The following is a 23,154-nucleotide window of genomic DNA, read 5'->3' on the forward strand; positions in this document are numbered from 1 at the left end:
AGCGACCCGTAGGCGAGCGACCAGAAAAGAGGAGCCGGCAGCGATGGCCCGCCGCAGCACGAAGACCCCACCGCCCGACGACTCGTACGAGGAGAAGATCCTCGACATCGACGTCGTGGACGAGATGCAGGGCTCCTACCTCGAATACGCATATTCGGTCATCTACTCGCGCGCCCTGCCGGACGCCCGTGACGGCCTCAAGCCGGTGCACCGCCGGATCGTCTACCAGATGAACGAGATGGGCCTGCGCCCGGACCGCGGCTATGTGAAGTGCGCGCGTGTCGTCGGCGACGTGATGGGCAAGCTCCACCCGCACGGCGACGCGTCGATCTACGACGCCCTGGTGCGCATGGCCCAGCCGTTCTCCATGCGCGTCCCGCTGGTCGACGGGCACGGCAACTTCGGCTCGCTGGGCAACGACGACCCGCCGGCCGCCATGCGGTACACCGAGTGCCGGATGGCCGAGGCCACGAGCCTGATGACCGAGTCGATCGACGAGGACACGGTCGACTTCGCCCCCAACTACGACGGCCAGGAGCAGGAACCGGTCGCCCTGCCCGCCGCCTTCCCGAACCTGCTCGTGAACGGCGCTTCGGGCATCGCGGTCGGCATGGCCACGAACATGCCGCCGCACAACCTCGCCGAGGTCGTCGCGGCCGCCCGGCATCTGATCCGCCACCCGAACGCGGACCTGGACACGCTGATGAAGTACGTGCCCGGGCCCGACCTGCCCACGGGCGGCCGGATCGTCGGTCTCTCCGGGGTCCGGGACGCGTACGAGACGGGCCGCGGCACGTTCAAGATCCGTGCCACGGTGACGGTGGAGAGCGTGACGGCGCGCCGTATGGGCCTCGTCGTCACCGAGCTGCCCTTCACGGTCGGCCCGGAGAAGGTCATCACCAAGATCAAGGACCTGGTCAACGCGAAGAAGCTGCAGGGCATCGCGGACGTCAAGGACCTCACGGACCGCGCGCACGGCCTGCGTCTGGTCATCGAGATCAAGAACGGCTTCGTGCCGGAGGCGGTCCTGGAGCAGCTCTACAAGCTGACGCCGATGGAGGAGTCCTTCGGCATCAACAACGTGGCCCTGGTGGACGGCCAGCCGCTCACGCTGGGCCTCAAAGAACTCCTCGAGGTCTATCTCGACCACCGCTTCGACGTGGTGCGCCGCCGCTCGGAGTACCGTCGCGGCAAGCGCCGCGACCGGCTGCACCTGGTGGAGGGCCTGATCACCGCCCTCGTCGACATCGACGAGGTCATCCGTCTGATCCGCTCCAGCGAGAACAGCGCGCAGGCGAAGGAGCGCCTGATGGAGCGCTTCTCGCTGTCGGAGATCCAGACCCAGTACATCCTCGACACGCCGCTGCGCCGCCTCACCAAGTACGACCGCATCGAGCTGGAGGCGGAGAAGGACCGGCTCACCGCGGAGATCGCCGAGCTGACCCGGATCCTGGAGTCGGACGCCGAGCTGCGAAAGCTGGTCTCCGCCGAACTGGCCCAGGTGGCCAAGAAGTTCGGCACCGAACGGCGTACGGTCCTGCTGGAGTCCTCGGGCGCCCCGGCGGCGGCCGTGCCGCTGCAGGTGGCGGACGACCCGTGCCGGGTGCTTCTGTCGTCGACGGGCCTGCTGGCCCGCACCGTGAACGGCGAGCCCTTCGCGCAGGACGCCGAGGCCAGACGCGCCAAGCACGACGTGATCGTCTCGGCGGTGCCCGCCACGGCACGCGGCGAGGTGGGCGTGGTGACGTCGGCGGGCCGCCTGCTGCGGCTGAACGTGGTCGATCTCCCGCAGCTGCCGGAGACGGTGGCGGCGCCGAACCTCTCCGGAGGGGCGCCCATCGCGGAGTTCGTCTCCCTGGAGGACGACGAGACGGTGGTCTGTCTGACCACGCTCGACGAGTCGTCCCCGGGCCTCGCGCTCGGCACGGCGCAGGGCGTCGTCAAGCGTGTGGTGCCCGACTACCCGTCCAACAAGGACGAGTTGGAGGTCATCACGCTCAAGGAGGGCGACCGGATCGTCGGCGCGGTGGAGCTGCGCACCGGCGAGGAGGACCTGGTGTTCATCACGGACGACGCGCAGCTGCTGCGCTACCAGGCGTCCCAGGTCCGTCCCCAGGGCCGGCCGGCGGGCGGCATGGCGGGCATCAAGCTCGCCGAGGGCGTGAAGGTGATCTCCTTCACGGCGGTCGACCCCGCGGTGGACGCGGTGGTCTTCACGGTCGCGGGCTCGCGCGGCACCCTGGACGACTCGGTCCAGACGACCGCCAAGCTGACCCCGTTCGACCAGTACCCGCGCAAGGGCCGTGCCACCGGCGGCGTGCGCTGCCAGCGGTTCCTGAAGGGCGAGGACTGTCTCTCCCTGGCCTGGGCGGGCGCGGTCCCAGCACGGGCGGCCCAGAAGAACGGCACCCCGGTCGACCTCCCGGAGATCGACCCGCGCCGGGACGGCTCGGGCACGTCGCTGGCGAAGACCGTGTCGGTGGTGGCGGGTCCGGTCTTCTAGCCGACCGGTCCGGTCGTCCAGCCAGCCTGTCCAGTCCGCCGGCTAGACGACCGGCGGGTCCTCTCCTTCGGGGTCCCGCACGTAGCGCAGGACGCCCCACATGCCGTGCTCGTCGGCGTGTGGGGCGTCGTTCCCGCACGCCTGCAGTTCCTTGGCGAGGGTGGCGGTGTCGATGCCGGAGCCGATCAGGACGAGCTGGGTGAGACGTGCCCCCCCGGGCGTCCAGGGCTGCGGGTAGAAGCGCAGAAACCGCCCCACGGCGTGGACGGCGTAGCGGTTCAGGGCGTCGTGGGGCCCGAAGTCGACGTACCCCTTGATGCGGTAGAGCCCCTCGGGCCGGCTGTCGAGGAACTCCATCAGCCGACGGGGGTCCAGGGGGACCTCGCAGACGAAGGACAGGCTGTCGTACGCCGTGTGCAGATGCCCGGTGTGCTCGTCGTCGCTGTCGTGGTCGTGGAGGTCGTCGAAGGACAGCTGCCCGACGCGCTCCTCGCTCGGCCTGCAGTCGAAGAGGAACTCCGGGTCGATGCGCCCATAGGTGGCGGGGACGACGGCGGCACGGTCGGTGAGCGAGCCGACGAGGCCGAGGACGCGCTCGGCATCGGCCGCCCGGTCGAGCTTGTTGACCACGACCAGGTCGGCAAGGGCGAGGTGCCGGTCGATCTCGGGGTGTTGCTCCCGGGTGGTGTCGAACTCGGCGGCGTCGACGACCTCGACGAGTCCGCCGTAGACGATCCCGGGATGCTCGCTGGCGAGCACCATCCGCACGAGTTCCTGGGGTTCGGCGAGTCCGCTGGCCTCGACGACGATGACGTCGAGGCCGGCCGACGGGTTCGCGAGCCGCTCCAGATACAGATCCAGTTCGCTAGCGTCGACGGCGCAGCACAGGCATCCGTTGCCCAGGGAGACCGTGGAGTCGCCTAGTGCGCCGGTCACGGCCATCGCGTCGATCTCGATGGCCCCGAAGTCGTTGACGATCGCCCCGATGCGGCTGCCTCCGCTGCGGTGCAGGAGATGATTGAGCAGCGTGGTCTTCCCCGAGCCCAGGAATCCGGCCAGTACGACGACCGGGATCTGCTGCGGACCTCGGCTGTGCCCCACTCTGTGACCTCTCTCACGCGGACGCGTGCACCGGCTCTCGGCCCGGCGCACGAACGACGATGGGAATGCCGACTCAGGATACGAGCGGGAAGAAACACCGCGAAGTGAACGATTGTTAGCACCTCTTGCGGGGCAGACGATGGGCAGGCGCCGGAGCGTGCGACCCTCGCTTCCTTCCGTGCGCCTCCTCTCCGCCTCCCCGCCGATCAGAGCCGCTCGGCACACTCTGGGAGACGGCAAGCGCCGCCCACCGCTCGCCGGTCCCCTCCAGTCGACCCGCACCCCGACGACCGGCGGACGGCCGCCTGATTCGGGGGTTGACATGGCCACACAGAGTTCAGGGACAGGGAGGATCGTTTCGGCTGCCAAAGCAAAGCTCGCAGCCGTCACCGACTCCATCGGCACGCGGAGGTCGCGTCACCGCAGAAGGGCCGCTCTCACTCAACAGCACCGGCTCCACTTCGACCTGATGTGCAAGGCCATGGACGATCCCGCCCTGGCCGCGGTGCTCGACACCTACGAGACCGACATTCCGCTGGAGAAGCAGCGCCAGTTCCTCTTCGCGAACGCGCTCTACATCAACGCCCTGTACTTCTACCGGATCGAAGCCCTGTCCAAGGCGGAGCTCTACGGCCACCTGCGGATCATGTGCCAGAACAGAGTGTTCCGCGAGTACTGGGAGGCGACCCTCCACCACAGGCAGAGCCTGCCCGAAACGTCGGAGGAGTTCGTTCTGGGCCGGATGATGGACGATCTCATCCAGGAGCTGGCCGATTCCGACACGGACGAGTGGTGGGTGGTGGGCGAACCCCCCAGTGACCCGTCCTGATCGCGCCGGCACCCGCTTCACCCCTTCCCGGGGTCCGTCAAGAGGCAGTGATCGAGCTTCACTCGACTGCCTTGTCGCAACTCGGCCCCCGCGAGCACCAAAGTCGCTATCTTGTCGCTTGCCCTCTCCGGGCACTCCGACGAACACCCCTGCGCTCGGAGACAGACCGCTCCGACGCACACACCTGCCCGGAGACCGCCACGCTCGGAGGAGACCTACTTACTCTGAGCCACAAGGCGGGTATCTCCCTGTGAAGATCGTGCGACGTGTCGGGGCCTCGCCTCGCGAGCGTGGCAGCAGCACCGGTCAGTCATGCCCCGACATCTTTGAACTCAGTAACGGCGATTTCGCCGTCATTGGGCGCGAAGCCACCGCGGAACTCGACCCCGAGCTCCCTCCGGACGCCGCACGTGCCGACTATGAGCGCATCGTCGTCATCACACGCGAGACCCTGCTACGGGCCAAAAACGACATCCCCGACGCCTGACAACGCCGGGCACAGCACGACCAGCTCTTTCGTCACCGCTCTCGCCTGCCCGACCCGGTTTCCGCGGCACTGCGCGGGGAACCATCGTGGTCGACCCGAGGGGGACGTTTGGCGCGTGGGGCAGGCTGGAACTCGGTTGCCAGGTACGGCACTTGGCTGGTGGCAGCGGTCATCGCGATCGTCTTTGTGTGCCTGGCCTCCGTTGCCGTCAGCGGCTGGCTGATAGACGGCGTGGAACGAGCGAACGGCGGCCTGCGAAAGGCCGCCCAACGCAGCGTCCTCGGCGAGTACTTCGGCGCCGTCAGCGCCGTCTTCTCGGGCGTCGCCCTGCTCCTCCTGGTCGTCACGCTGCTCTTCCAACAACGTGAGCTGCACTTGCAGCGCCAGGAGCTCGCCCTGCAGCGAGAGGAACTGATCGCCTCACGCGACGAACTCCGCAGGAGCGCCGCCGCGGATCTGCGAGCTCTCCATCTCCAGCTCACACAGATGCAGATGGCGGATCCGGCGTTGGCCGAGGTCTGGAACGACTGGCCCGGCCAGCCTCCCGCGGACGTACGGCAACTGCTCTTCGCCAACCTCACCTACGGCCATTACATGCTGGTGTACGAATGGGGAAACACCACCGAGGACGAGGTACTCGCCCACGCACGAAGGCTGGTGCAGAGCCCCTCGTTCCGTCGCTACTGGCTCCTCTCCCGTGAGGCGAAGGCCGCTCTCCCGTCGGACAGCGTCGAAGGACGCTTCTTCCGGCTCTTCGACCGGGCCGTCAGCGAAACGCAGACCGGAGGTTCACCACCGGCCTGACCGCCGCTCGCGTCACCCCGCCGTGGGCACCGCCACCGGCGGCTCCGGGCCCACATACCGGGCCACCGGGCGGATGATCTTCGAGTCCTGGGCCTGCTCCAGGATGTTGGCGCTCCAGCCCACCACGCGGGCCGCGGCGAACGTGGGGGTGAACATCTCACGCGGCAGGCCGCACAGTTCCATGACCACGCCCGCGTAGAACTCGACGTTCGTGTGGAGTTCGCGTCCGGGCTTCAGCTCGGCGAGGATCGCCTCGACATGGCGCTCGACCTCGACGGCGAAGTCGACGCGCGGGCCGCCGAACCCCCGGGCGATGTCCCGGAGCATCCGCGAACGGGGGTCCTCCGTGCGGTAGACGGCGTGCCCGAAGCCCATGATGCGGTCGCCGGCGAGAACGCGCCCCCTGATCCAGGAGTCGATCCGGTCCGGGGTTCCTATCGCGTCCAGGGTGTCCAGCGCGCGGCTGGGCGCACCCCCGTGCAGCGGCCCCGACAGCGCACCCACCGCCCCCACGAGACATGCCGCCGCGTCCGCGCCCGTCGACGCGATGACCCGGGCCGTGAAGGTTGACGCGTTGAAGCCGTGATCAATGGTTGAGATCAGGTACTGCTCGATCGCCCGGGCCTGCCGGGGATCCGGTTCCACACCCGTGAGCATGTAGAGGTAGTTGGCCGCATACGACAGGTCTTCGCGCGGCTCCACCGGGTCGAGCCCCTGCCCGAGCCGGTACAGCGCGGTGAGCAGGGTCGGTACGGCCGCGCAGGCGGCGAGTGTGTCCTCGCGGCGCCGGTCCGCGTCGACGTCGTACACCGGCCGGAATCCCTTCGCCGCACCCAGCAGCGACAGTGCCGTGCGCAGCCCGGCCAGCGGGCCGGACGTGCGGCTCGCGGCGGCGACGGCGGGCAGGGCGGCCCGTACCTCGTCCGGCAGGCTCCGCAGCTCGGCGGTCCGGGCGGCGAAGGCCGTGCGCCGCTCGGCGTCCGGCAGTTCGCCATGGACCAGGGGGTGCCAGACGTCCTCGAAGCAGCGGGTCCGCGCGAGTTCGACGGCCGAGTACTGGCGGTAGTGGTAGAAGCCTTCGAGCCCCCGGACATCGCCGATCTCGGTGTCGGTGACGACGACGCCGGCGAGTCCGCGCGGGACGTCGACGAGGGTGGCCGCGGCCCTGTTGATGGACATCATTTTCCTCCCTGGACTTGATTCCACTGTCAATGCTTGACTATTTCCTTGTCAATATTGATTCAGTCAATATGCCGGGAGGCGGCTACGGTGACCCCCATGCGCGATCAAGAACCGGCTTCCGGCCGTCCCGGGCGGAGGCTGAGCACCAAGGAGACCGCCGAAGCGCTCGGCGTGAAGCCGGAGACCGTGTACGCGTATGTGAGTCGCGGTCAGCTCAGCAGCAGGCGCGAGCCCGGCGGCCGCGGCAGCACCTTCGACGCCAAGGAGGTGGAGGCCCTCGCCCGGCGCAACAGGCGGGAGAGCAGCGTGCGTTCGGGCTCCGGCGGCGAACTGTCCGTACGCACCCGCATCACACTGATCGACAAGGACCGGTACTTCTTCCGGGGCGTGGACGCCACCCGGCTCGCCGCCGACCACACCTACGAGGAGGTCGCAGAGTGGCTGTGGACCGGGCGGATGCGCCCCGGCGTCACCTTCACCGCGCCGGAGGGCATCGTCGCCGTCGTCCGCCGCGCCGTGGACGCCCTGCCCGAACACACGGCGCCCACCGACCGGCTGCGGGTCGCGGCGATCGCCGCGGCGGCGGAGGACCCGCTGCGTTTCGACCTGTCCGAGGATGCCGTGCTCGGCACCGCGCGCGTCCTGATCCCCACACTGGTCGCCGCCCTGCCGCCCCACCCGTACGCCCACCACCACGACGACGGTCCGCTGGCCCACCGCCTGTGGGGCCGGCTGACCGGGCACGAGGCCGACGAGGCGTCACTGCGCGCCCTGGACACGGCACTCGCCCTGCTCGTCGACCACGACCTGGCCGCCTCGACGCTCGCGGTACGGGTCGCCGCCTCGGCCCGCGCCCACGCGTACGCGGCCGTCTCGGCCGGACTCGGCGTGATCGAGGGCCCGTTGCAGGGCGCGGCCAGCGGACTCGCCCACCGGATGCTGCAGGACGTGCTCGAACGCGGCACCGCGGTCCCGGTGATCGCGGACGAACTCCGCGCCGGCCGCCGCATCCCCGGACTCGGCCACCGGCTCTACGCGGGCGAGGACCCACGCGCGCGTGCCCTGTTCGCCCTCCTGGAGCGGGTCCCGCGCGCGGAACCCGCCCTGCTCGCGGCCCGCGACGTCGTCGCCACCACCGCCCGCCACACCCCGCTGCACGCGAATGTCGACCTGGCCCTCGCTGTGCTCACCGTGTCCTCGGGCATGCCCGCCACGGCGGGCGAGACGATCTTCGCCGTGGCCCGGACGGCCGGCTGGATCGCCCACGCCCTGGAGGAGTACGGGGAACGGCCGTTGCGCATGCGGCCCAGCGGACACTACGTGGGACCGAGACCGCCTCAACCTCTGCCTGAGTAGGACACCGGCCCGGCTGGAAGTCACTCCGAGGAAAGTCAGGTTAGGCTCACCTCTGTGAGTAGGTGTGCGACCGTCTCCCGGAGCCTCGAAGAGCCCGTCTCCGGTACCGCGGCCACTGCGACGACATGGCTGCTGCTGGAACAGCCCGGTCCCTGGGGTGCCAAAGCGCTCGCTTCGAGCCACCTGGACCCCGCGCTGGGGCGCGCCCTGGAGGCGGCCGCCGAGGGAACCGGCGTACGGATCGCGCTGATCCGGCGTCCCGGACGCCACGCCGACCTCGGCAGGCCCGCGATGCGGCAGGTCTACGCCGCCCACACCGTTCCCGGGAACACCTGGCTGCGCAGCGCCACGACCTGCGACCCGGAACAGCTGCGCGCCCTCGACTTCGCCGCCCTCGGCGCGGGTGACCACCGTTCGTTCGACGTGGCACTGCGCGCCCGGGCGCACCCGGACGGCCCCCTGGCGCTCGTCTGCACCAACGGCAAACGCGACCGCTGCTGCGCCCTTCTGGGCCGCCCCCTCGCGGCGGAGCTCGCCGCGTCCGGTGTGCGGGGCACCTGGGAGGTTACCCATCTGGGTGGTCATCGCTTCTCGCCGACCGTGCTCGTGCTGCCGTACGGCTACGCCTACGGCCGGGCCGAGGCGCACGCCGTCAAGGAGGTGCTGCACGGCGTGCGGGAAGGCCGTGTCGTCATCGAGGGCTGCCGCGGGTGCTCGGCCTGGGAACGGCCCGGCCAGGCGGCCGAACTGGCCGTGCGCACGGCCGCCGACGAGTACACGGCGGGCACGCTGAGCGTCGTACGTACAGAAGGCGGGGCACCGCGCTGGGAGGTGACCGTGGCCCATGTCGACGGCCGCCGGTGGCGCGTCACCGTGGCCCAGGGCGCCTCGCTGCCGCCCCGACCGGAGAGCTGCGGGGCGTCGGAGCTCGGTACCCCGGCCCGGATGGACGTGGTGGCGGTGCACGAGCTGACCACGACGGCCCTGGCGGGCTGACGGCCCCCTGACGGGGCCCACCCGGCTCTCCCGAGGTCCGGGTCAGGAGATCCACGCCACACCCCCTACGGCAGGGTGCGCCCGGCCACGTACCGTCGTGGGCATGAGCCCCACTCCCCCCGCACGCCGTCTGCGCCTCGGTCTGCCGCGGCGGGTGTTCTCCCAGGTGCTGCTGATGCAGGTGGCGATCGCCGCGGGAGTCGCGGTGCTCGCCACCGGGCTGTTCCTGGCGCCGCTGAGCAAGCAGCTCGACAACGAGGCCATGCGCCGTGCGCTGGCGATCGCGCAGACCACCGCGCAGGAGCCACAGGTCGCGGCGGACCTGCAGAACACCCCGCCGACCGCAGACGGCCCGGTGCAGCGGGAGGCGGAGCGCATCCGGCGCGCCACCCACGCCGAGTACATCGTGGTGATGGACCTGCGGGGCATCCGCTGGTCGCACACGAACCCACGGCAGATCGGCCTGAAGGTCTCGACCAGCCCCGAGGAGGCCCTCGCCGGCAATCAGGTCATGGAGATCGACACCGGCACCCTGGGCCGCTCCGCCCGCGGCAAGGTGCCGCTGTACGACGCCGACCACCGGATCGTCGGGGCGGTCTCGGTGGGCATCGCGTACGACAGCGTGCGGGCCCGGCTGATCAGCGCGATCCCGGGGCTGCTCGCCTACGCGGGCGGCGCGCTCGCGGTCGGCGCGCTGGCCGCCTGGCTGATCTCCCGCCGGGTCCAGCGGCAGACCCGGGACCTGGCCTTCTCGGACATCTCGGCGCTGCTCGCGGAGCGCGAGGCGATGCTGCACGGCATCCGGGAGGGCGTCGTCGCCCTCGACCGCACCGGCCGCATACGTCTGCTCAACGACGAGGCGCGGCGGCTGCTGGGCATCGGTGACGAGGCCGTCGGCCGGACGCCGGACGAGGCGCTGGGCGCGGGCCGTACGACGGACGTCCTGGCCGGCCGGGTGACCGGCACCGACCTGCTCACCGTCCGAGGCCAGCGGGTCCTGGTCGCCAACCGCATGCCCACCGACGACGGCGGCGCCGTGGCCACCCTGCGCGACCGCACCGAACTGGAGCAGCTCGGCCGCGAACTCGACTCCACGCGGGGCCTCATCGACGCCCTGCGCGCCCAGGACCACGAGCACGCCAACCGTATGCACACCCTGCTGGGCCTGCTGGAACTGGAGATGTACGACGACGCCGTGGAGTTCGTCGGAGAGGTGGTCGGCGCCCACCGCGTCACCGCGGAACAGGTCACCGAGAAGATCCAGGACCCGCTGCTCGCCGCCCTGCTGGTCGGCAAGGCGACCGTCGCGGCCGAGCGCGGAGTCGCCCTGTGGGTCTCGGACCGCACTCGGCTCCCGGACCGGCTGATCGACCCCAGGGGCCTGGTCACCGTCGTGGGCAATCTGGTGGACAACGCGCTCGACGCCGTCGCGGGCACTCCGCACGCGCGCGTGGAGGTGGAGTTGCGCACCGAGGGGCGTACCGCCGTTCTACGGGTGTGCGACACGGGTCCCGGCATACCGGCGGAGCAGCGGGAAGTGGTCTTCACCGAGGGGTGGTCCACCAAGGAGCCGCCCGCGCACGGCAAGCGCGGCATAGGGCTCTCCCTGGTGCGCCGGCTCGCCGAGCGGCAGGGCGGGAGCGCGACGGTGAGCGAGGCGGACGGCGGGGGCGCCGAGTTCACGGTCGTACTGCCGGAGGCTCTGACCGAGCCTGGCCTGGCACCGGCGCTGAGCGCACCCGTGGCGTCCGCCGACGAGGAGGCGTGATGATCGAGGTCCTGGTCGTGGACGACGACACCCGGGTCGCCCGGGTCAACGCCGCCTACGTCGAGAAGGTGCCGGGCTTCCATGTGGCCGGCGAGGCGCACAACGCGGCCGAGGCGCTGCGCCGGATGGAGGAGCTGCCACGGCTCGACCTGGTCCTCCTGGACCACTACCTGCCCGACGAGACGGGCCTCGCGGTCGTCCGGGAGATGCGCCGGCGCGGCCACCAGACCGACGTCATCATGGTCACGGCGGCCCGGGACGTGTCGACCGTGCAGGCGGCGATGCGGCACGGCGCCCTGCAGTATCTGATCAAGCCGTTCGCCTTCGCGGGACTGCGGGCCAAGCTGGAGGCGTACGCGCGGCTGCGCCGCGCCCTGGACGGCGGGGGCGAGGCCGAACAGGCGGAGGTGGACCGTATCTTCGGCGCACTGTCCGCGCCGTCGGAGCCGGGGCTGCCCAAGGGCCACTCCCCCACCACCGCCGGGCTGGTACGGCAGTCCCTGATGAACGCCGAAGGCCCGCTGTCGGCCCAGGAGATCGCCGAGCGGACCGGGGTGAGCCGGCAGACCGCCCAGCGCTATCTGAAGCTCCTGGAGCGCACGGGACGGGCCCGGCTGACCCTCAAGTACGGCGACGCGGGCCGCCCCGAACACCGTTACGTGTGGGCGACCCGCGTCTGACCGCGGCCGTTGCGTCCGTCGGCCGGCCTACTTCGCGGCCTTCTCGACGAATTCGGTCGTGTACGTCTTGCTCAGGTCCACCGTGGCGTTCTTGATGGTGGGGTTGAACGCCTTGAGGACCTTCTCGACGGTCTCGGGGCCGTTCTCGGGCATCACACCGTCGTCGGTGAACATCGGAAGGGTGCTCTTGATGGCCTCCGAGTAGAGCGTCTTGTTGCCCTGGGAGTAGTCGGCGGGCATCTTGGCCGCGATCTCGTCCGCGCTGTGGGTGGACATCCACTTGAGCGTCTTGACGAATGCATTGGCCAGCTTCTGGACGGTGTCCTTGTGGCTGTTCACCCAGTCCGTCTGCATGTACAGACTCGACGACGGGTACGGGCCGCCCAGCGCCTCCTGCGAGCCCTCGGGGGTCCGCATGTCGATGAGGATCTTGCCCGCCTTCTTGTCCAGGATCGTGGCGACGGTCGGGTCGGTCGTCATGCCGGCGTCGATCGAGCCCTGCTGCAGCGCGGAGATGAACGTCGGGCCCGCACCGACGGCGACCGGGGTGAACTCGCTGGTCTTCACACCGTTCTTGACCGCGAGGTACTTGGTGAGGAAGTCGGTCGAGGCGCCGAGACCGGTGACGCCGAGCTTCTTCCCCTTGAAGTCCTTGGCCGAGGTGATGTCCTTCGCCTTCTTGGCGGAGACGACCTCCACCTCGCCGGGGGCGTGCGAGAACTGCACGACGGACTCCACGGCCTTGCCCTTCACCTGGAGGTCGAGGGTGTGGTCGTAGAAGCCGACGGCGCCCTGGACCTGGCCGGAGACGAGCGCGGTCTCCGCCTGGACACCGGCGGGCTCGCTGAGCATTTCCACGTCGAGGCCCTCGGCGTCGAAGTAGCCGAGCCGCTGGGTGAGCATCGCCGGCAGGTAGATGACCTTGTCCAGGCCACCGACCATGATCTTGACCTTGGTGCCCTTGCCGTCTCCCTTGCTCCCGGAGCCGGTGGAGGTGGTGCTGGCCGCGTCATTGGCGCACGCGGTGAGCGAGGAGAGGGCGAGCAGGCCGGCGGCGGCGAGCGACGCGTATCTGGCGGGCTTACGCATGGCGGTTCACGTCCTTGTGAGAGGGCGGTGCTGGGATGAAAGGAAGGTCTGTGGGGGGGCGTTCAGCTGGGCGGAGCCGGTCCGCTCAGCGAAGCGGTCGGCTCAGCGCGGCCGGTCCGCTGTGTGTGGCTCGGATCAGCTGTCCGAGCCGGCCGGCTTCCACCGGAAGATGCGGCGCTCGGCGAAGGTCAGCAGGCCCTCGGCGAAGAGTGCGACGACCGCGAGGATCACCATCGCGGCGTAGACGCCGGCCGCGTTGAAGGTGCCCTGCGACTGGGCGACGAGCAGGCCGATGCCCTTGGTGGCGCCGATGTACTCGCCGACGATGGCGCCGATGAGGGCGAAGCCGAAGCTGACGTGGAGGCTGGTGAAGATCCAGGAGGTGGCCGACGGGATGACCACCTGAAGGGTCACCCTGCGATCGCTCGCACCGAGGATCCGGGCGTTGGCGACCAGGTTCCGGTCGACCTCGCGGGCGCCCTGGAAGGCGTTGAAGAACACCGGGAAGAACACCAGCACCACGGCCGACGCGATCTTGGAGGCCGGGCCCAGGCCGAACCAGATCACGAAGATCGGGGCGAGGACGATCCTGGGGATGGAGTTGAGCACCTTGATGTACGGCCCGAGGACATCGGCCAGGAAGGCGATCCGCCCGAGCGCGATACCGAAGACCACACCGGCGGCGACACCGATGATCCAGCCGAGCAGCGCCTCGTGGAGCGTGTACCAGATCTGCTCGCCGAGGGAGCCCTGCGCGGTCCCGTGCATGATCCAGGTGTAGATCTGGTCCCAGATCTTCGACGGCATCGAGAAGTTGAACGGATCGATGACGCCGGCCCGGGACAGGGCCTCCCACAGGCCGAGCACGGCGACCAGGACCAGCACACGAGCGCCGGTGACGACGATCTTGCGTCTGCGGGCGGCCTGCGCCCGTGACTGCGCACGGTCCGGTGTCTTGACGGTGTCGACGACGGGCGTGGTGATGACCTCAGGCGACATTGGCGGCACCCCTTTCGCGGGTGATCCGGACCTCTTCGCCGAGGGACTCCCAGATCTCGCGGTAGATCTCGATGAACCGGGGTTCCAGACGCACCGACTCGACCTTGCGCGGCCGGGGCAGGTCGATGTCGAAGACCTGCTTCACGGTCGCGGGTCCGGCGGTCATCACGACGACCTTGTCGGCCAGCGCGATGGACTCCTCCAGGTCGTGGGTGACGAAGACGACCGAGGCGCCCGTGCCCTCCCACAGCTCCAGGAGCTCGTCCGACATCAGCGCCCGGGTCTGTACGTCGAGCGCGGAGAACGGCTCGTCCATCAGCAGGATCTCGGGGTCGTTGACGAAGGTGGCGGCGAGAGCGACGCGCTTGCGCTGTCCGCCGGAGAGCTGGTGCGGATAGCGGTCCTCGAAGGCGGCGAGCCCGACCCGGGCCAGCCACTCGCGGGCCTTCTCCTTGGCCTCCGCCTTCGGCACGCCCCGGAAGCGGGGGCCGGCCATGACGTTGGACAGGACCGTGCGCCAGGGGAAGGTGGCGTCCTGCTGGAAGACGAAGCCGACCTTGTCACCGACGCCGGAGACCGGCCGCCCAGCCACCAGCACATCGCCCTCGGTGGGCTCCTCCAGCCCGCTGACCAGGGTCAACGTGGTCGACTTACCGCAACCGGTCGGGCCGACCACAGCCACGAACTCCCCGCGTCCGACGGTGAGGTCCAGGTCCCGGACGGCCGTGTGCAGACCCCCCGAAGGGGTCCTGAAGATCTTGCTCGCGCCCCGCAACTGGATGGCGGGGCTGGTGTCTGCGCTCATGGCCCGGGACGGTAGGTGTGGCCCCGGCCACAGCAGCAGTCTTCTGAGCGCAAGGCGTTCTTTTGCTCGCAAGGGCCTGTTGTGCTCATTTTGCTCGCGCTACAACTGCGGAGCACGAAACACGGGCTTAACGCTCGCCGGCCTTGAAGGAGAGGCCTGATGATTGACGTCCTGGTCGTGGACGACGACTTCCGTGTCGCCGAGATAAACGCCAAGTACGTGGGAAAGGTTCCCGGCTTCCGGGTGGCCGCCCGCGCGCACAGCGCTGCCCAGGCCCTGGCCACCGTGGCACGCGGGGGCATCGACCTGGTGCTGCTCGACCACTACCTGCCGGACCGGACCGGCCTCGAACTCGTCCATCTGATGCGGGAACAGGGCCACGGCACCGACGTCATCATGATCACGGCGGCCAGCGATGTGACGACCGTGCAGAAGGCGATGCGGCTGGGGGCCCTGCACTATCTGGTCAAGCCGTTCACCTTCGCCGCCCTGCGCACCCGCCTGGACTCCTACGCCGCCCTGCGCCGCACCGTCGACCGGGTCGGCGGCCGGGGCCTGACCGGACAGGAGCAGGTCGACCGCATCTTCGGCGCGCTGCGGACCACGCCCGCGCCGAACGCGCCCGGCCTGCCCAGCGGTCAGTCCGAGCCCACCACGGATCTCATCTGCGGCGTCCTGCACCGCGCCGGACACCCGCTGTCCGCCCACGAGGTAGCCGCCGAGACCGGTCTGAGCCGCTCCACCGCCCAGCGCTACCTCCGCCACCTGGAGCAGGCGGGCCGGCTCCGCCTGTCTCTGAAGTACGGCGACACGGGACGCCCCGAGCACCGGTACGCATGGGTGGCACCGTGACGCGCCGCCGCCCTGGCGCACGGATGGCTGCGTAGGGGCTCACCGCCCTGGCACGCGGGCCGCACTACACGGCCCCCGCTCCGGTCAGCGACCGCACCTCGGTCTCCGCGTGCTTGGCCTCGTCCGGGACCTCGGCCGAGGTGACCGTCCCCAGCCAGCCCGCGAGGAAGCCCAGCGGGATGGAGACGATGCCGGGGTTCTGCAACGGGAAGTACTGGAAGTCGACGGCCGGGAACAGCGAATCCGGGCTGCCGGACACCACCGGCGACAGCAGGACGAGCCCCAGGGCCGGAACAAGCCCTCCGTATACGGCCCATGCCGCGCCGCGTGTGGTGAAGCCACGCCAGAACAGCGAGTAGAGCAGCACCGGCAGATTCGCCGACGCGGCCACGGCGAAGGCCAGGCCCACCAGGAAGGCCACGTTGAGGTCGCGGGCCAGCAGGCCCAGCCCGATCGCGACCACACCGATGCCGACCGCCGCGACCCGGGCCACCGCCACCTCGCTGCGCGGCTGACCACCCCCACGCCGCAGGGAGGCATACAGGTCGTGGGCCACCGACGCGGAGGAGGCGAGGGTGATCCCGGCGACCACCGCGAGGATCGTGGCGAAGGCGACGGCCGCGACGACCGCGAACAGGACCGTTCCTCCGGTGGAGTCGGCGCCGCCGCCCAGGTTGAGCGCCAGCAGCGGAACCGCCGTGTTCCCGGCCGCGTTCGAGCCGCTCACGGCCTTGGGCCCGACGATCGCCGCCGCCCCGAACCCGAGCACGATCGTCATCAGGTAGAACCCGCCGATCAGCCCGATCGCCCACACCACCGAACGGCGTGCGGCCCGCGCGGTCGGCACGGTGTAGAACCGGGACAGGATGTGCGGCAGTCCGGCCGTGCCCAGCACCAGCGCGAGGCCCAGGCTGATGAAGTCGAACCGTGCGGTCCAGTCCCCGCCGTACTTGAGGCCGGGCGCCAGGAACGCGTCCCCGCGACCGCTGCGCTCGGCGGCCGTGAGCAGCAGCCGGTCGACGTCGCCGTGGAACCGCAGCAGGACCAGCACGGTCAGCGCGATCGTCCCGCCGAGCAGCAGAACCGCCTTCACGATCTGAATCCACGTCGTGGCCCGCATCCCTCCCAACGACACATAGATCACCATGAGCGCGCCGACCCCGATGACGGTCCACGCCTGCGCCGCCTCACCGCTCCGCCCGAGCAGCAGCGCGACCAGGCTGCCCGCCCCCACCATTTGCGCCACCAAATAGAGAACGGACACGGTGACCGAGGACGTTCCCACCGCGATCCGCACCGGACGCTCGCTCATCCGCGCGGCCACCACGTCGGCCAGCGTGAACCGCCCGCAGTTGCGGACCAGTTCGGCGACCAGGAACAACACCACCAGCCAGGCCACCAGGAAGCCCACCACGTACAGCAGTCCGTCGTAGCCGAACAGGGCGATGAGACCGGTGACTCCGAGGAACGAGGCGGCCGACATGTAATCGCCTGCAATGGCAAAACCATTCTCCATGGGCGAGAAGAGCCGCCCGCCGGCATAGAACTCCTCCGCGGAGCCCCGCCGGTTGCGGCTCACCCACGTGGTGATCGCCAGCGTGATCGCCACAAATCCGCTGAACAGCAGCAGCGCCAACGTCTGGTGATGACCCGTCATGACGCACCACCTTGCACACCACGCGTCAACTCCTGTGTGTCCCAGCGCAGATCGAGCGCCGCCCGGTCCCTGTGCAGCCGCGCATGCCGGGTGTAGGCCCAGGTGAGGAGGAAGGTGGTGGCGAACTGCCCGAGTCCCGCGAGTATCGCCACGTTCACCGCGCCCACCACGGGCCTGGCCATGAACCCGGGCGCCGTCGTCGCCGTGACCACGTACCCCACGTACCAGGAGAAGAAGACCGCGACTCCGGGCACCACGAACCTGCGGTACCGTCTGCGCACTTCCTGGAAGGCTACGCTGCGCTGGACCTCCAGGTATACGTCGCGCGCCCGAAAGGCCACCCGCTCCTGCCCTTCGCGCGCGGCCGGCACCACCGGAGTGGGCACGCCCGTGCCGTCCAACTCGCCCCAGCCGGAGGCCAGCGCGTCGTACCAGGGGTCTTCATATCCCACGCCGTGGGAAGCCGGGCCATCGTCTTCGTGGTTTCCGGCCGGACTCTCGGGGCCGCCTCCGCCTTCGCAGGGACGGCCGTTGCTTGACTGCATGCCCAAGGATGGACAGATCGGGAAGATCCCTGACTCTTCTTCCCCCGGCTCTCACCCCATCAGGTGACTCAACCGGCAGGTGGACGCACCAGTCCCTTTCCGTACGCATAACGCACCGCCTGGGCACGGTCCTTGAGTCCCGTCTTGGCGAAGAGGTTGTTGATGTGGGTCTTCACGGTCGCCGTGGAGACGTGCAGCCTGCGGGCGATCTCCTGGTTGGTGAGGCCCTCGGCGATCAGCACCAGAACCTCGGTCTCCCGCGCCGTCAGCCCGTCGGGCGCCTCGGCGCGCTCCGGTCTCGGCTCGGGCTCCGACAGCCGCTCCAGGAGCCGCCGTTGGACACTCGGTGACAGCCCGGCGTCTCCTGACAGCACGCTCTCCACGGCCCGCACGATCTCGTCGCCGCCCGCGTCCTTGGTCAGGTAACCGCGAGCCCCCGCTTTCAGCGCGGGGAACATCGACTCGTCGTCCGCATACGTGGTGAGCACCACGACCTGGGTCCCGGGGTACTGCGCCCTGATCCGCCGGGTCGCCTCGACACCGTCGCAGCGAGGCATCCGCAGGTCCATCAGGACGACGTCCGGGGCGAGTTCGGCGACCAGCTTCACCGCCTCCTCGCCGTCGCCCGCGGCCCCGACGACCTCGACGCCCGGCAACAGCCCGAGCAGCATCACGATGCCCTCCCGGACCACGGTCTGGTCGTCCGCCACGACCACCCGCGCGGGCCTCTTGCCTGCCTCCTCCGTCATACGGGCACCTTCAACGTCACCGCGAACCCCTCCTCGTCCGGCCGGGCCTCCAGCGAACCGCCCAGCAGCTCGGCACGCTCCCGCATGCCCAGCAGACCGTACCCGGCGCCCGACCCGGTGAGTTCGCCCGCCGCCCCTCCCGAGTCCCGCACGTCCAGGGTCACTTCATGGTCGCTGTAGTCCAGCCACACCCGGACCTTGGCGCCGTGGGCATGCTTGCGGACGTTCGTCAGCGCCTCCTGGGCGACCCTGCGCACGGCCTGCGACGCCTCCGTGGGCAACGCTCTGCGCTCACCCGTGACGGTGACCTCGGCGCCGTCGGCCGCGCTGACGAGCTCGCCGAGGAAGTCCTCCAGCGGGGTCAGTTCACCGCGCAGCGCGGAGAGTGCCTGCCGGGTCTCGGCGAGACCGTCCCGGGCCATCCCCCGTGCCGCCACCACCCGTTCCAGGATCTGCTCCCGGTCGGCGCCCCGCTCGATCAGCAGCCGGGCCGCCTCCAGGTGCACGAGCTGCGCCGAAAGGCTGTGCGCGAGCACGTCGTGGATCTCCCGCGCGATCCTGGCCCGCTCCGCCAGCGCCGCCGACTCCGCCTCGGCCACCCGGGCGGCACGCTCCTGCGCGAGCAGACGCTGGGCGTTGCCGCGCGCTTCGGCGTCGAGGCGTAGGACATAGCCGGCGAGGGCCATGCCCGCGACGGTGGCGGCGGTGGTCAGCCAGACGTCGTTGTTGAAGGCCGAGTACGAGGCGAGGGCCACGGAGGTCACCGGCAGAGCGGCGCCGAGGGGCAGTCGCTCCAGGGCGCAGATGCCGCACCCGCACCAGATCACAAGGGCAGGCGCCTTGAAGCCCGTGGCCTGTGCGGCCGCCGCGATGCCCAGCAGCACGCCGATGAGGGCCAGGGAGGGCACGAGCCGGTGTGCGTAGGTCGTGCGGAAGAAGGCCCAGGAGACGACTGCGGCCATCACGACGCCCACGGCGGCGGCGACCGCGCCCAGGGCATGGACGTGACGTGCGCTGAAGGCCTCCCAGAGGAGTATGGCGAGCACCGGGACCCTCACGGCCCAGGCGAGCATCCGCCGGGGCCGGGAGATACCCGCGCGGCCGAGCGCCTCGCGGGACGGCCAGCGCGTCCAGGCGTTGTCCGTCATACACGCTCCTTCCACGCCGGTCCGGCCACGCTGTCACCGTACGCCGCGCCCTGTGCGGCGGGTGTCCTCAGCAACTGCGCACGCCAGGCCAGGATCCCGGAGCGGACCAGCAGGGTGCCCGCGAGGGCGACCATCAGGGCGGAGCTGTCCTGGTGTATGCCGACCAGGGCGCCGAGCGCGAAGAGTCCGACGCGCGCACCGATGCCCACGGCCCAGACGAGCACGCTCGCCTTGGTGCTCTTGGTCCAGACGACGCCGTCCGGCTCCTCCCACACACGGGTGGTCCAGGCCCAGCCGACGCCGGTGGCCAGGCCTATGAGCACCTCGGCGGCGAGCAGCAGAGCGGACCCGGTGCGGTGGTGGGCGTCGAGTATGCCGGGCTCGCGCAGCGCGAGGACCGCGAGGATCACGGGTACGGCCCACCAGCGCCGGTCGGTCGCGATCGGACGGGCGCGGAACTGCCGTACCACCACCAGCGCGACAACGGCCGCGATCACCAACACGTTGACGAGCCCGGACATCAGAGCCTCCGTGAGCGGGAAGGGGATGCCGGCAGCGAGTCCTGCCGACGCCTTCGACGCTACGGAAATTCGCAGGTCAGCAGATCGGAGCGGGGGTGGATCGTGGGTGGATCCCCGCGGGCGGGCCTCATCCACCCACGGGTGGAGACACAGCGAGGCCGCACTCGTACCGTGCGGCCGCACGAGCGCCGCGAAGAGAGGCGAGCCCCGCAGAACCACGCGAGTACCGCCGAGTCACCCGCCTGGGCCGGTCTCGGAACCGGCCCAGGCCCGGCGCAGCCGCTACGCGTCGATCCTCGACCGGTCCAGCGTCGCCGCCGAGCTGGAGATGAACTCCTTACGGGGCGCGACGTCGTTGCCCATCAGCAGATCGAAGACCTGCTCGGCGGCCTCCAGGTCGGAGAGGTTGATCCGGCGCAGGGTGCGGTGGCGCGGGTCCATCGTGGTCTCGGCCAGCTGGTCCGCGTCCATCTCGCCCAGACCCTTGTAGCGCTGGATGGAGTCCTTGTACCGGACACCCTTGCTCTGGAACTCCATGAGCTTGTCGCGCAGCTCACGGTCCGAGTAGGTGTAGACGTACTTGTCCTGGCCCTTCTTCGGCTGGACGAGCTCGATGCGATGCAGCGGCGGCACCGCGGCGAAGACGCGGCCGGCCTCGACCATGGGCCGCATGTAGCGCTGGAACAGCGTCAGCAGCAGGCAGCGGATGTGGGAGCCGTCCACATCGGCGTCCGTCATCATGATGATCTTGCCGTACCGGGCCGCGTCGAGGTCGAAGGTCCGGCCCGAGCCCGCCCCTATGACCTGGATGATCGCGCCGCACTCGGCGTTCTTCAGCATGTCCGTCACGGACGACTTCTGGACGTTGAGGATCTTGCCGCGGATCGGCAGGAGCGCCTGGAACTCGGAGTTCCGGGCCAGCTTCGCCGTGCCCAGCGCGGAGTCTCCCTCGACGATGAACAGCTCGCTGCGCTCGACGTCGTCGCTGCGGCAGTCGGCGAGCTTGGCGGGCAGGGACGAGGACTCCAGGGCCGTCTTGCGGCGCTGCGCGTCCTTGTGCTGGCGGGCCGCGATGCGCGTACGGGCGGCGGCGACCACCTTTTCCATGACCACCCGGGCCTGGGCGGCCGCGTCGCGCTTGGTGGAGGTCAGGAAGGCCTTGAGCTCCTTGGCGATCACGTTGTTCACGATCCGGCGGGCGGCCGACGTGCCGAGGACCTCCTTGGTCTGGCCCTCGAACTGCGGTTCCGCGAGCCGGACCGTGACGACCGCGGTGAGCCCCTCCAGGGCGTCGTCCTTGACGATGTCGTCCTCGGCGACGCGCAGCAGCTTCTTGGCGCGCAGCACCTCGTTCAGCGTTTCCTTGACGGCCTGCTCGAAGCCGGCGACATGGGTGCCGCCCTTGGGGGTGGCGATGATGTTGACGAACGACCTGAGGGTCGCGTCGTAGCCGGTCCCCCAACGCATCGCGACGTCGACGCCGAGCTCGCGCGTGACCTCGGTGGGCGTCATCTGGCCGTGGTCGTCCAGGACCGGGACGGTCTCCTTGAAGGTGCCCTGTCCCGTGAAGCGGAGGACGTCGCAGACCGGCTTGTCCGTCGCCAGGTACTCGCAGAACTCACTGATGCCGCCGTCGAAGCGGAAGGATTCCTCGCCCTTGCTGCCACCCTCGCCCAGGCCGTACTCGTCACGGACGACGATGGTGAGGCCGGGTACGAGGAACGCGGTCTGGCGGGCGCGCTGGTGCAGCGTCTCCAGGGCGAGCTTCGCGTCCTTGAGGAAGATCTGGCGGTCGGCCCAGTAGCGCACGCGCGTGCCGGTGCGGGTCTTGGGGATCCTCTTGGCCTTGGCCAGGCCGCTCCTGGCCTCGAACTTGGCATCCGGGCCGTCCGTCGCGAAGGCACCCGGGACGCCGCGGCGGAAGCTGATGGCGTGGGTGTGGCCGCCGCGGTCCACCTCGACGTCGAGACGGGCGGACAGCGCGTTGACCACGGAGGCACCGACGCCGTGCAGACCGCCGGAGGCCGCGTACGAGCCACCGCCGAACTTGCCGCCGGCGTGCAGCTTGGTCATGACGACCTCGACTCCGGACATGCCTGTCTTGGGCTCGACGTCCACGGGGATGCCGCGGCCGTTGTCCCGCACTTCCACGGAGCCGTCGTCGTGGAGGATCACGTCGATGTGGTCGCAGTAGCCACCGAGGGCCTCGTCCACGGAGTTGTCGATGATCTCCCACAGGCAGTGCATGAGGCCGCGGCTGTCGGTCGATCCGATGTACATACCGGGGCGCTTGCGCACGGCCTCGAGGCCCTCAAGGACGAGCAGGTGCCGCGCGGTGTAGTTGGAACCGTCCCGGTCTGCTCCTGCCAGCAGCGCTGTGGACGGCACGGACTTATCGGCGGTCACGCGGTTCGCTCCTCGCTGAATTTCAGTTGGGCCCCTTCTGGGTTGGGGCCCGGCTTCGGTCGCCGCTCAGAGGGTACCGAGGCCTGGTAGAGCCGTTGTAACGCCACCCTCACTCTGAACTCAGACTAGTCCAGAGTCGCATGCATGTTCGATCCCTCGATGGAGTGAAGTACATATCACGTTCCCTTCGAGGCATGAACCATTTAGGCTCCGGGCACGTCCTCCTGAACAACCGGCAAGCCAGCCGGGGGGACCCAATCCGATAGACAGCGCGAACCCGTAAGCACACAAACACGCAATACGGCACATTCGCCGCCAACCGGCAGCAGACAGCCGCCCCGGAAAGATTTTTTCGAGGAAATGCCACGAGCGGGAACGTTTTCGGGCTGGTTGGATGTTGACCCTGGTACGACAGCTCGTCGAGCTAGAGAAGAGGCGACGTGACTACTGTTCTGACCCCCGCGAGCCCGCTGACGGCCGCCGATCGCTGCGACCGCTGCGGCGCCCAGGCCTACCTGCGCGTAGTCCTGCTCAGCGGCGGTGAACTGCTCTTTTGCGCCCACCACGGTCGCAAGTTCGAGCCGGAACTCAAGAAGATCGCCGCTGAGATACAGGACGAGACGGAGCGGCTGACGTCCGTTCCGGCATCCGCCTCCGAAGAAGAGCGCTGACCTCTC

The 23,154-nt window shown here is 69.9% G+C and carries 21 protein-coding genes; 10 read left to right on the forward strand and 11 right to left on the reverse strand.

Annotation, left to right across the window (positions count from 1 at the left end):
• Positions 1-43 precede the first annotated feature (43 nt).
• Positions 44-2,503, forward strand: a complete 2,460-nt coding sequence (locus tag AB0I54_RS30435; protein ID WP_363299404.1) for a DNA topoisomerase IV subunit A — start codon at positions 44-46, stop codon at positions 2,501-2,503.
• Between the two features lie 42 nt (positions 2,504-2,545).
• Here AB0I54_RS30435 and AB0I54_RS30440 read toward each other — a convergent pair whose 3' ends face one another.
• Positions 2,546-3,604 carry a GTP-binding protein gene (locus tag AB0I54_RS30440; protein ID WP_363299405.1) on the reverse strand — a complete coding sequence of 353 codons (1,059 nt, stop codon included), beginning with the start codon at positions 3,602-3,604 and terminating at the stop codon, positions 2,546-2,548.
• Between the two features lie 322 nt (positions 3,605-3,926).
• Between AB0I54_RS30440 and AB0I54_RS30445 the strand changes: the two genes are divergently transcribed.
• The 3 genes from AB0I54_RS30445 (at position 3,927) to AB0I54_RS30455 (ending at position 5,724) form a co-directional block, all read left to right on the forward strand.
• Complete coding sequence (locus AB0I54_RS30445; protein WP_363299406.1) at positions 3,927-4,433, forward strand: DUF6082 family protein; 507 nt, start codon at positions 3,927-3,929, stop codon at positions 4,431-4,433.
• A 250-nt stretch (positions 4,434-4,683) separates the two neighbouring features.
• Positions 4,684-4,920 (forward strand): hypothetical protein, encoded by a 237-nt coding sequence (locus tag AB0I54_RS30450; RefSeq protein ID WP_363299407.1) that lies wholly within the window; start codon positions 4,684-4,686, stop codon positions 4,918-4,920.
• 159 nt (positions 4,921-5,079) lie between these two features.
• On the forward strand, positions 5,080-5,724 hold the full coding sequence (locus tag AB0I54_RS30455; protein WP_363299408.1) for a DUF6082 family protein: 645 nt from the start codon (positions 5,080-5,082) through the stop codon (positions 5,722-5,724).
• 12 nt (positions 5,725-5,736) lie between these two features.
• Here AB0I54_RS30455 and AB0I54_RS30460 read toward each other — a convergent pair whose 3' ends face one another.
• Positions 5,737-6,903 (reverse strand): citrate synthase/methylcitrate synthase, encoded by a 1,167-nt coding sequence (locus AB0I54_RS30460; protein WP_363299499.1) that lies wholly within the window; start codon positions 6,901-6,903, stop codon positions 5,737-5,739.
• A 99-nt stretch (positions 6,904-7,002) separates the two neighbouring features.
• Here AB0I54_RS30460 and AB0I54_RS30465 point away from each other — a divergent pair, with 99 nt between their 5' ends.
• The 4 genes from AB0I54_RS30465 to AB0I54_RS30480 all read left to right on the forward strand — a co-directional run bounded on the left by AB0I54_RS30465 (position 7,003) and on the right by AB0I54_RS30480 (position 11,706).
• On the forward strand, positions 7,003-8,262 hold the full coding sequence (locus tag AB0I54_RS30465) for a citrate synthase (RefSeq protein WP_363299409.1): 1,260 nt from the start codon (positions 7,003-7,005) through the stop codon (positions 8,260-8,262).
• 54 nt (positions 8,263-8,316) lie between these two features.
• Entirely contained in the window at positions 8,317-9,258 is a 942-nt protein-coding gene (locus AB0I54_RS30470) for a sucrase ferredoxin (protein WP_363299410.1), read from the forward strand.
• Positions 9,259-9,361: 103 nt separating this feature from the next.
• Positions 9,362-11,026, forward strand: coding sequence for a sensor histidine kinase (locus AB0I54_RS30475; RefSeq protein WP_363299411.1), 1,665 nt, complete (start codon positions 9,362-9,364; stop codon positions 11,024-11,026).
• On the forward strand, positions 11,026-11,706 hold the full coding sequence (locus AB0I54_RS30480) for a response regulator (RefSeq protein WP_363299412.1): 681 nt from the start codon (positions 11,026-11,028) through the stop codon (positions 11,704-11,706). The genes AB0I54_RS30475 and AB0I54_RS30480 overlap by 1 nt, the downstream gene beginning before the upstream one ends.
• 27 nt (positions 11,707-11,733) lie before the next feature.
• On the opposite strand, the gene AB0I54_RS30485 is transcribed toward AB0I54_RS30480, so the two are convergent.
• From AB0I54_RS30485 to AB0I54_RS30495, 3 genes are all read right to left on the reverse strand, one after another.
• A complete protein-coding gene (locus AB0I54_RS30485; RefSeq protein ID WP_363299413.1) occupies positions 11,734-12,795 on the reverse strand; it encodes an ABC transporter substrate-binding protein in 1,062 nt (353 codons plus the stop codon).
• A 135-nt stretch (positions 12,796-12,930) separates the two neighbouring features.
• Entirely contained in the window at positions 12,931-13,794 is an 864-nt protein-coding gene (locus AB0I54_RS30490) for an ABC transporter permease (RefSeq protein WP_363299414.1), read from the reverse strand.
• Positions 13,784-14,599: an ABC transporter ATP-binding protein gene (locus AB0I54_RS30495; protein WP_363299415.1), complete on the reverse strand. Its 816-nt coding sequence runs from the start codon at positions 14,597-14,599 to the stop codon at positions 13,784-13,786. The genes AB0I54_RS30490 and AB0I54_RS30495 overlap by 11 nt, the downstream gene beginning before the upstream one ends.
• A gap of 159 nt (positions 14,600-14,758) precedes the next feature.
• Between AB0I54_RS30495 and AB0I54_RS30500 the strand changes: the two genes are divergently transcribed.
• Positions 14,759-15,451 carry a response regulator gene (locus tag AB0I54_RS30500; protein ID WP_363299416.1) on the forward strand — a complete coding sequence of 231 codons (693 nt, stop codon included), beginning with the start codon at positions 14,759-14,761 and terminating at the stop codon, positions 15,449-15,451.
• A gap of 64 nt (positions 15,452-15,515) precedes the next feature.
• Here the strand turns inward: AB0I54_RS30500 and AB0I54_RS30505 are convergent, their stop codons facing one another.
• From AB0I54_RS30505 to AB0I54_RS30530, 6 genes are all read right to left on the reverse strand, one after another.
• Entirely contained in the window at positions 15,516-17,108 is a 1,593-nt protein-coding gene (locus tag AB0I54_RS30505; protein ID WP_363299417.1) for a cation acetate symporter, read from the reverse strand.
• Positions 17,105-17,653: a DUF485 domain-containing protein gene (locus tag AB0I54_RS30510; RefSeq protein ID WP_363299419.1), complete on the reverse strand. Its 549-nt coding sequence runs from the start codon at positions 17,651-17,653 to the stop codon at positions 17,105-17,107. Before AB0I54_RS30510 ends, AB0I54_RS30505 begins: the two co-directional genes overlap by 4 nt.
• A 68-nt stretch (positions 17,654-17,721) precedes the next feature.
• Positions 17,722-18,402: a response regulator transcription factor gene (locus tag AB0I54_RS30515; RefSeq protein ID WP_363299420.1), complete on the reverse strand. Its 681-nt coding sequence runs from the start codon at positions 18,400-18,402 to the stop codon at positions 17,722-17,724.
• Positions 18,399-19,550, reverse strand: a complete 1,152-nt coding sequence (locus tag AB0I54_RS30520; RefSeq protein WP_363299421.1) for a histidine kinase — start codon at positions 19,548-19,550, stop codon at positions 18,399-18,401. The genes AB0I54_RS30515 and AB0I54_RS30520 overlap by 4 nt, the downstream gene beginning before the upstream one ends.
• Positions 19,547-20,071 carry a DUF1453 domain-containing protein gene (locus tag AB0I54_RS30525; RefSeq protein ID WP_363299422.1) on the reverse strand — a complete coding sequence of 175 codons (525 nt, stop codon included), beginning with the start codon at positions 20,069-20,071 and terminating at the stop codon, positions 19,547-19,549. The genes AB0I54_RS30520 and AB0I54_RS30525 overlap by 4 nt, the downstream gene beginning before the upstream one ends.
• Positions 20,072-20,353: 282 nt before the next feature.
• Positions 20,354-22,477 carry a DNA topoisomerase IV subunit B gene (locus tag AB0I54_RS30530; protein WP_363299423.1) on the reverse strand — a complete coding sequence of 708 codons (2,124 nt, stop codon included), beginning with the start codon at positions 22,475-22,477 and terminating at the stop codon, positions 20,354-20,356.
• A gap of 440 nt (positions 22,478-22,917) precedes the next feature.
• On the opposite strand from AB0I54_RS30530, the gene AB0I54_RS30535 reads away from it, so the two are divergent.
• Entirely contained in the window at positions 22,918-23,148 is a 231-nt protein-coding gene (locus tag AB0I54_RS30535) for a hypothetical protein (protein ID WP_109495566.1), read from the forward strand.
• Positions 23,149-23,154: the final 6 nt, after the last annotated feature.

Origin of the sequence: Streptomyces sp. NPDC050625, assembly GCF_040654755.1 — a bacterium.
Taxonomy (GTDB): Bacteria; Actinomycetota; Actinomycetes; order Streptomycetales; family Streptomycetaceae; genus Streptomyces.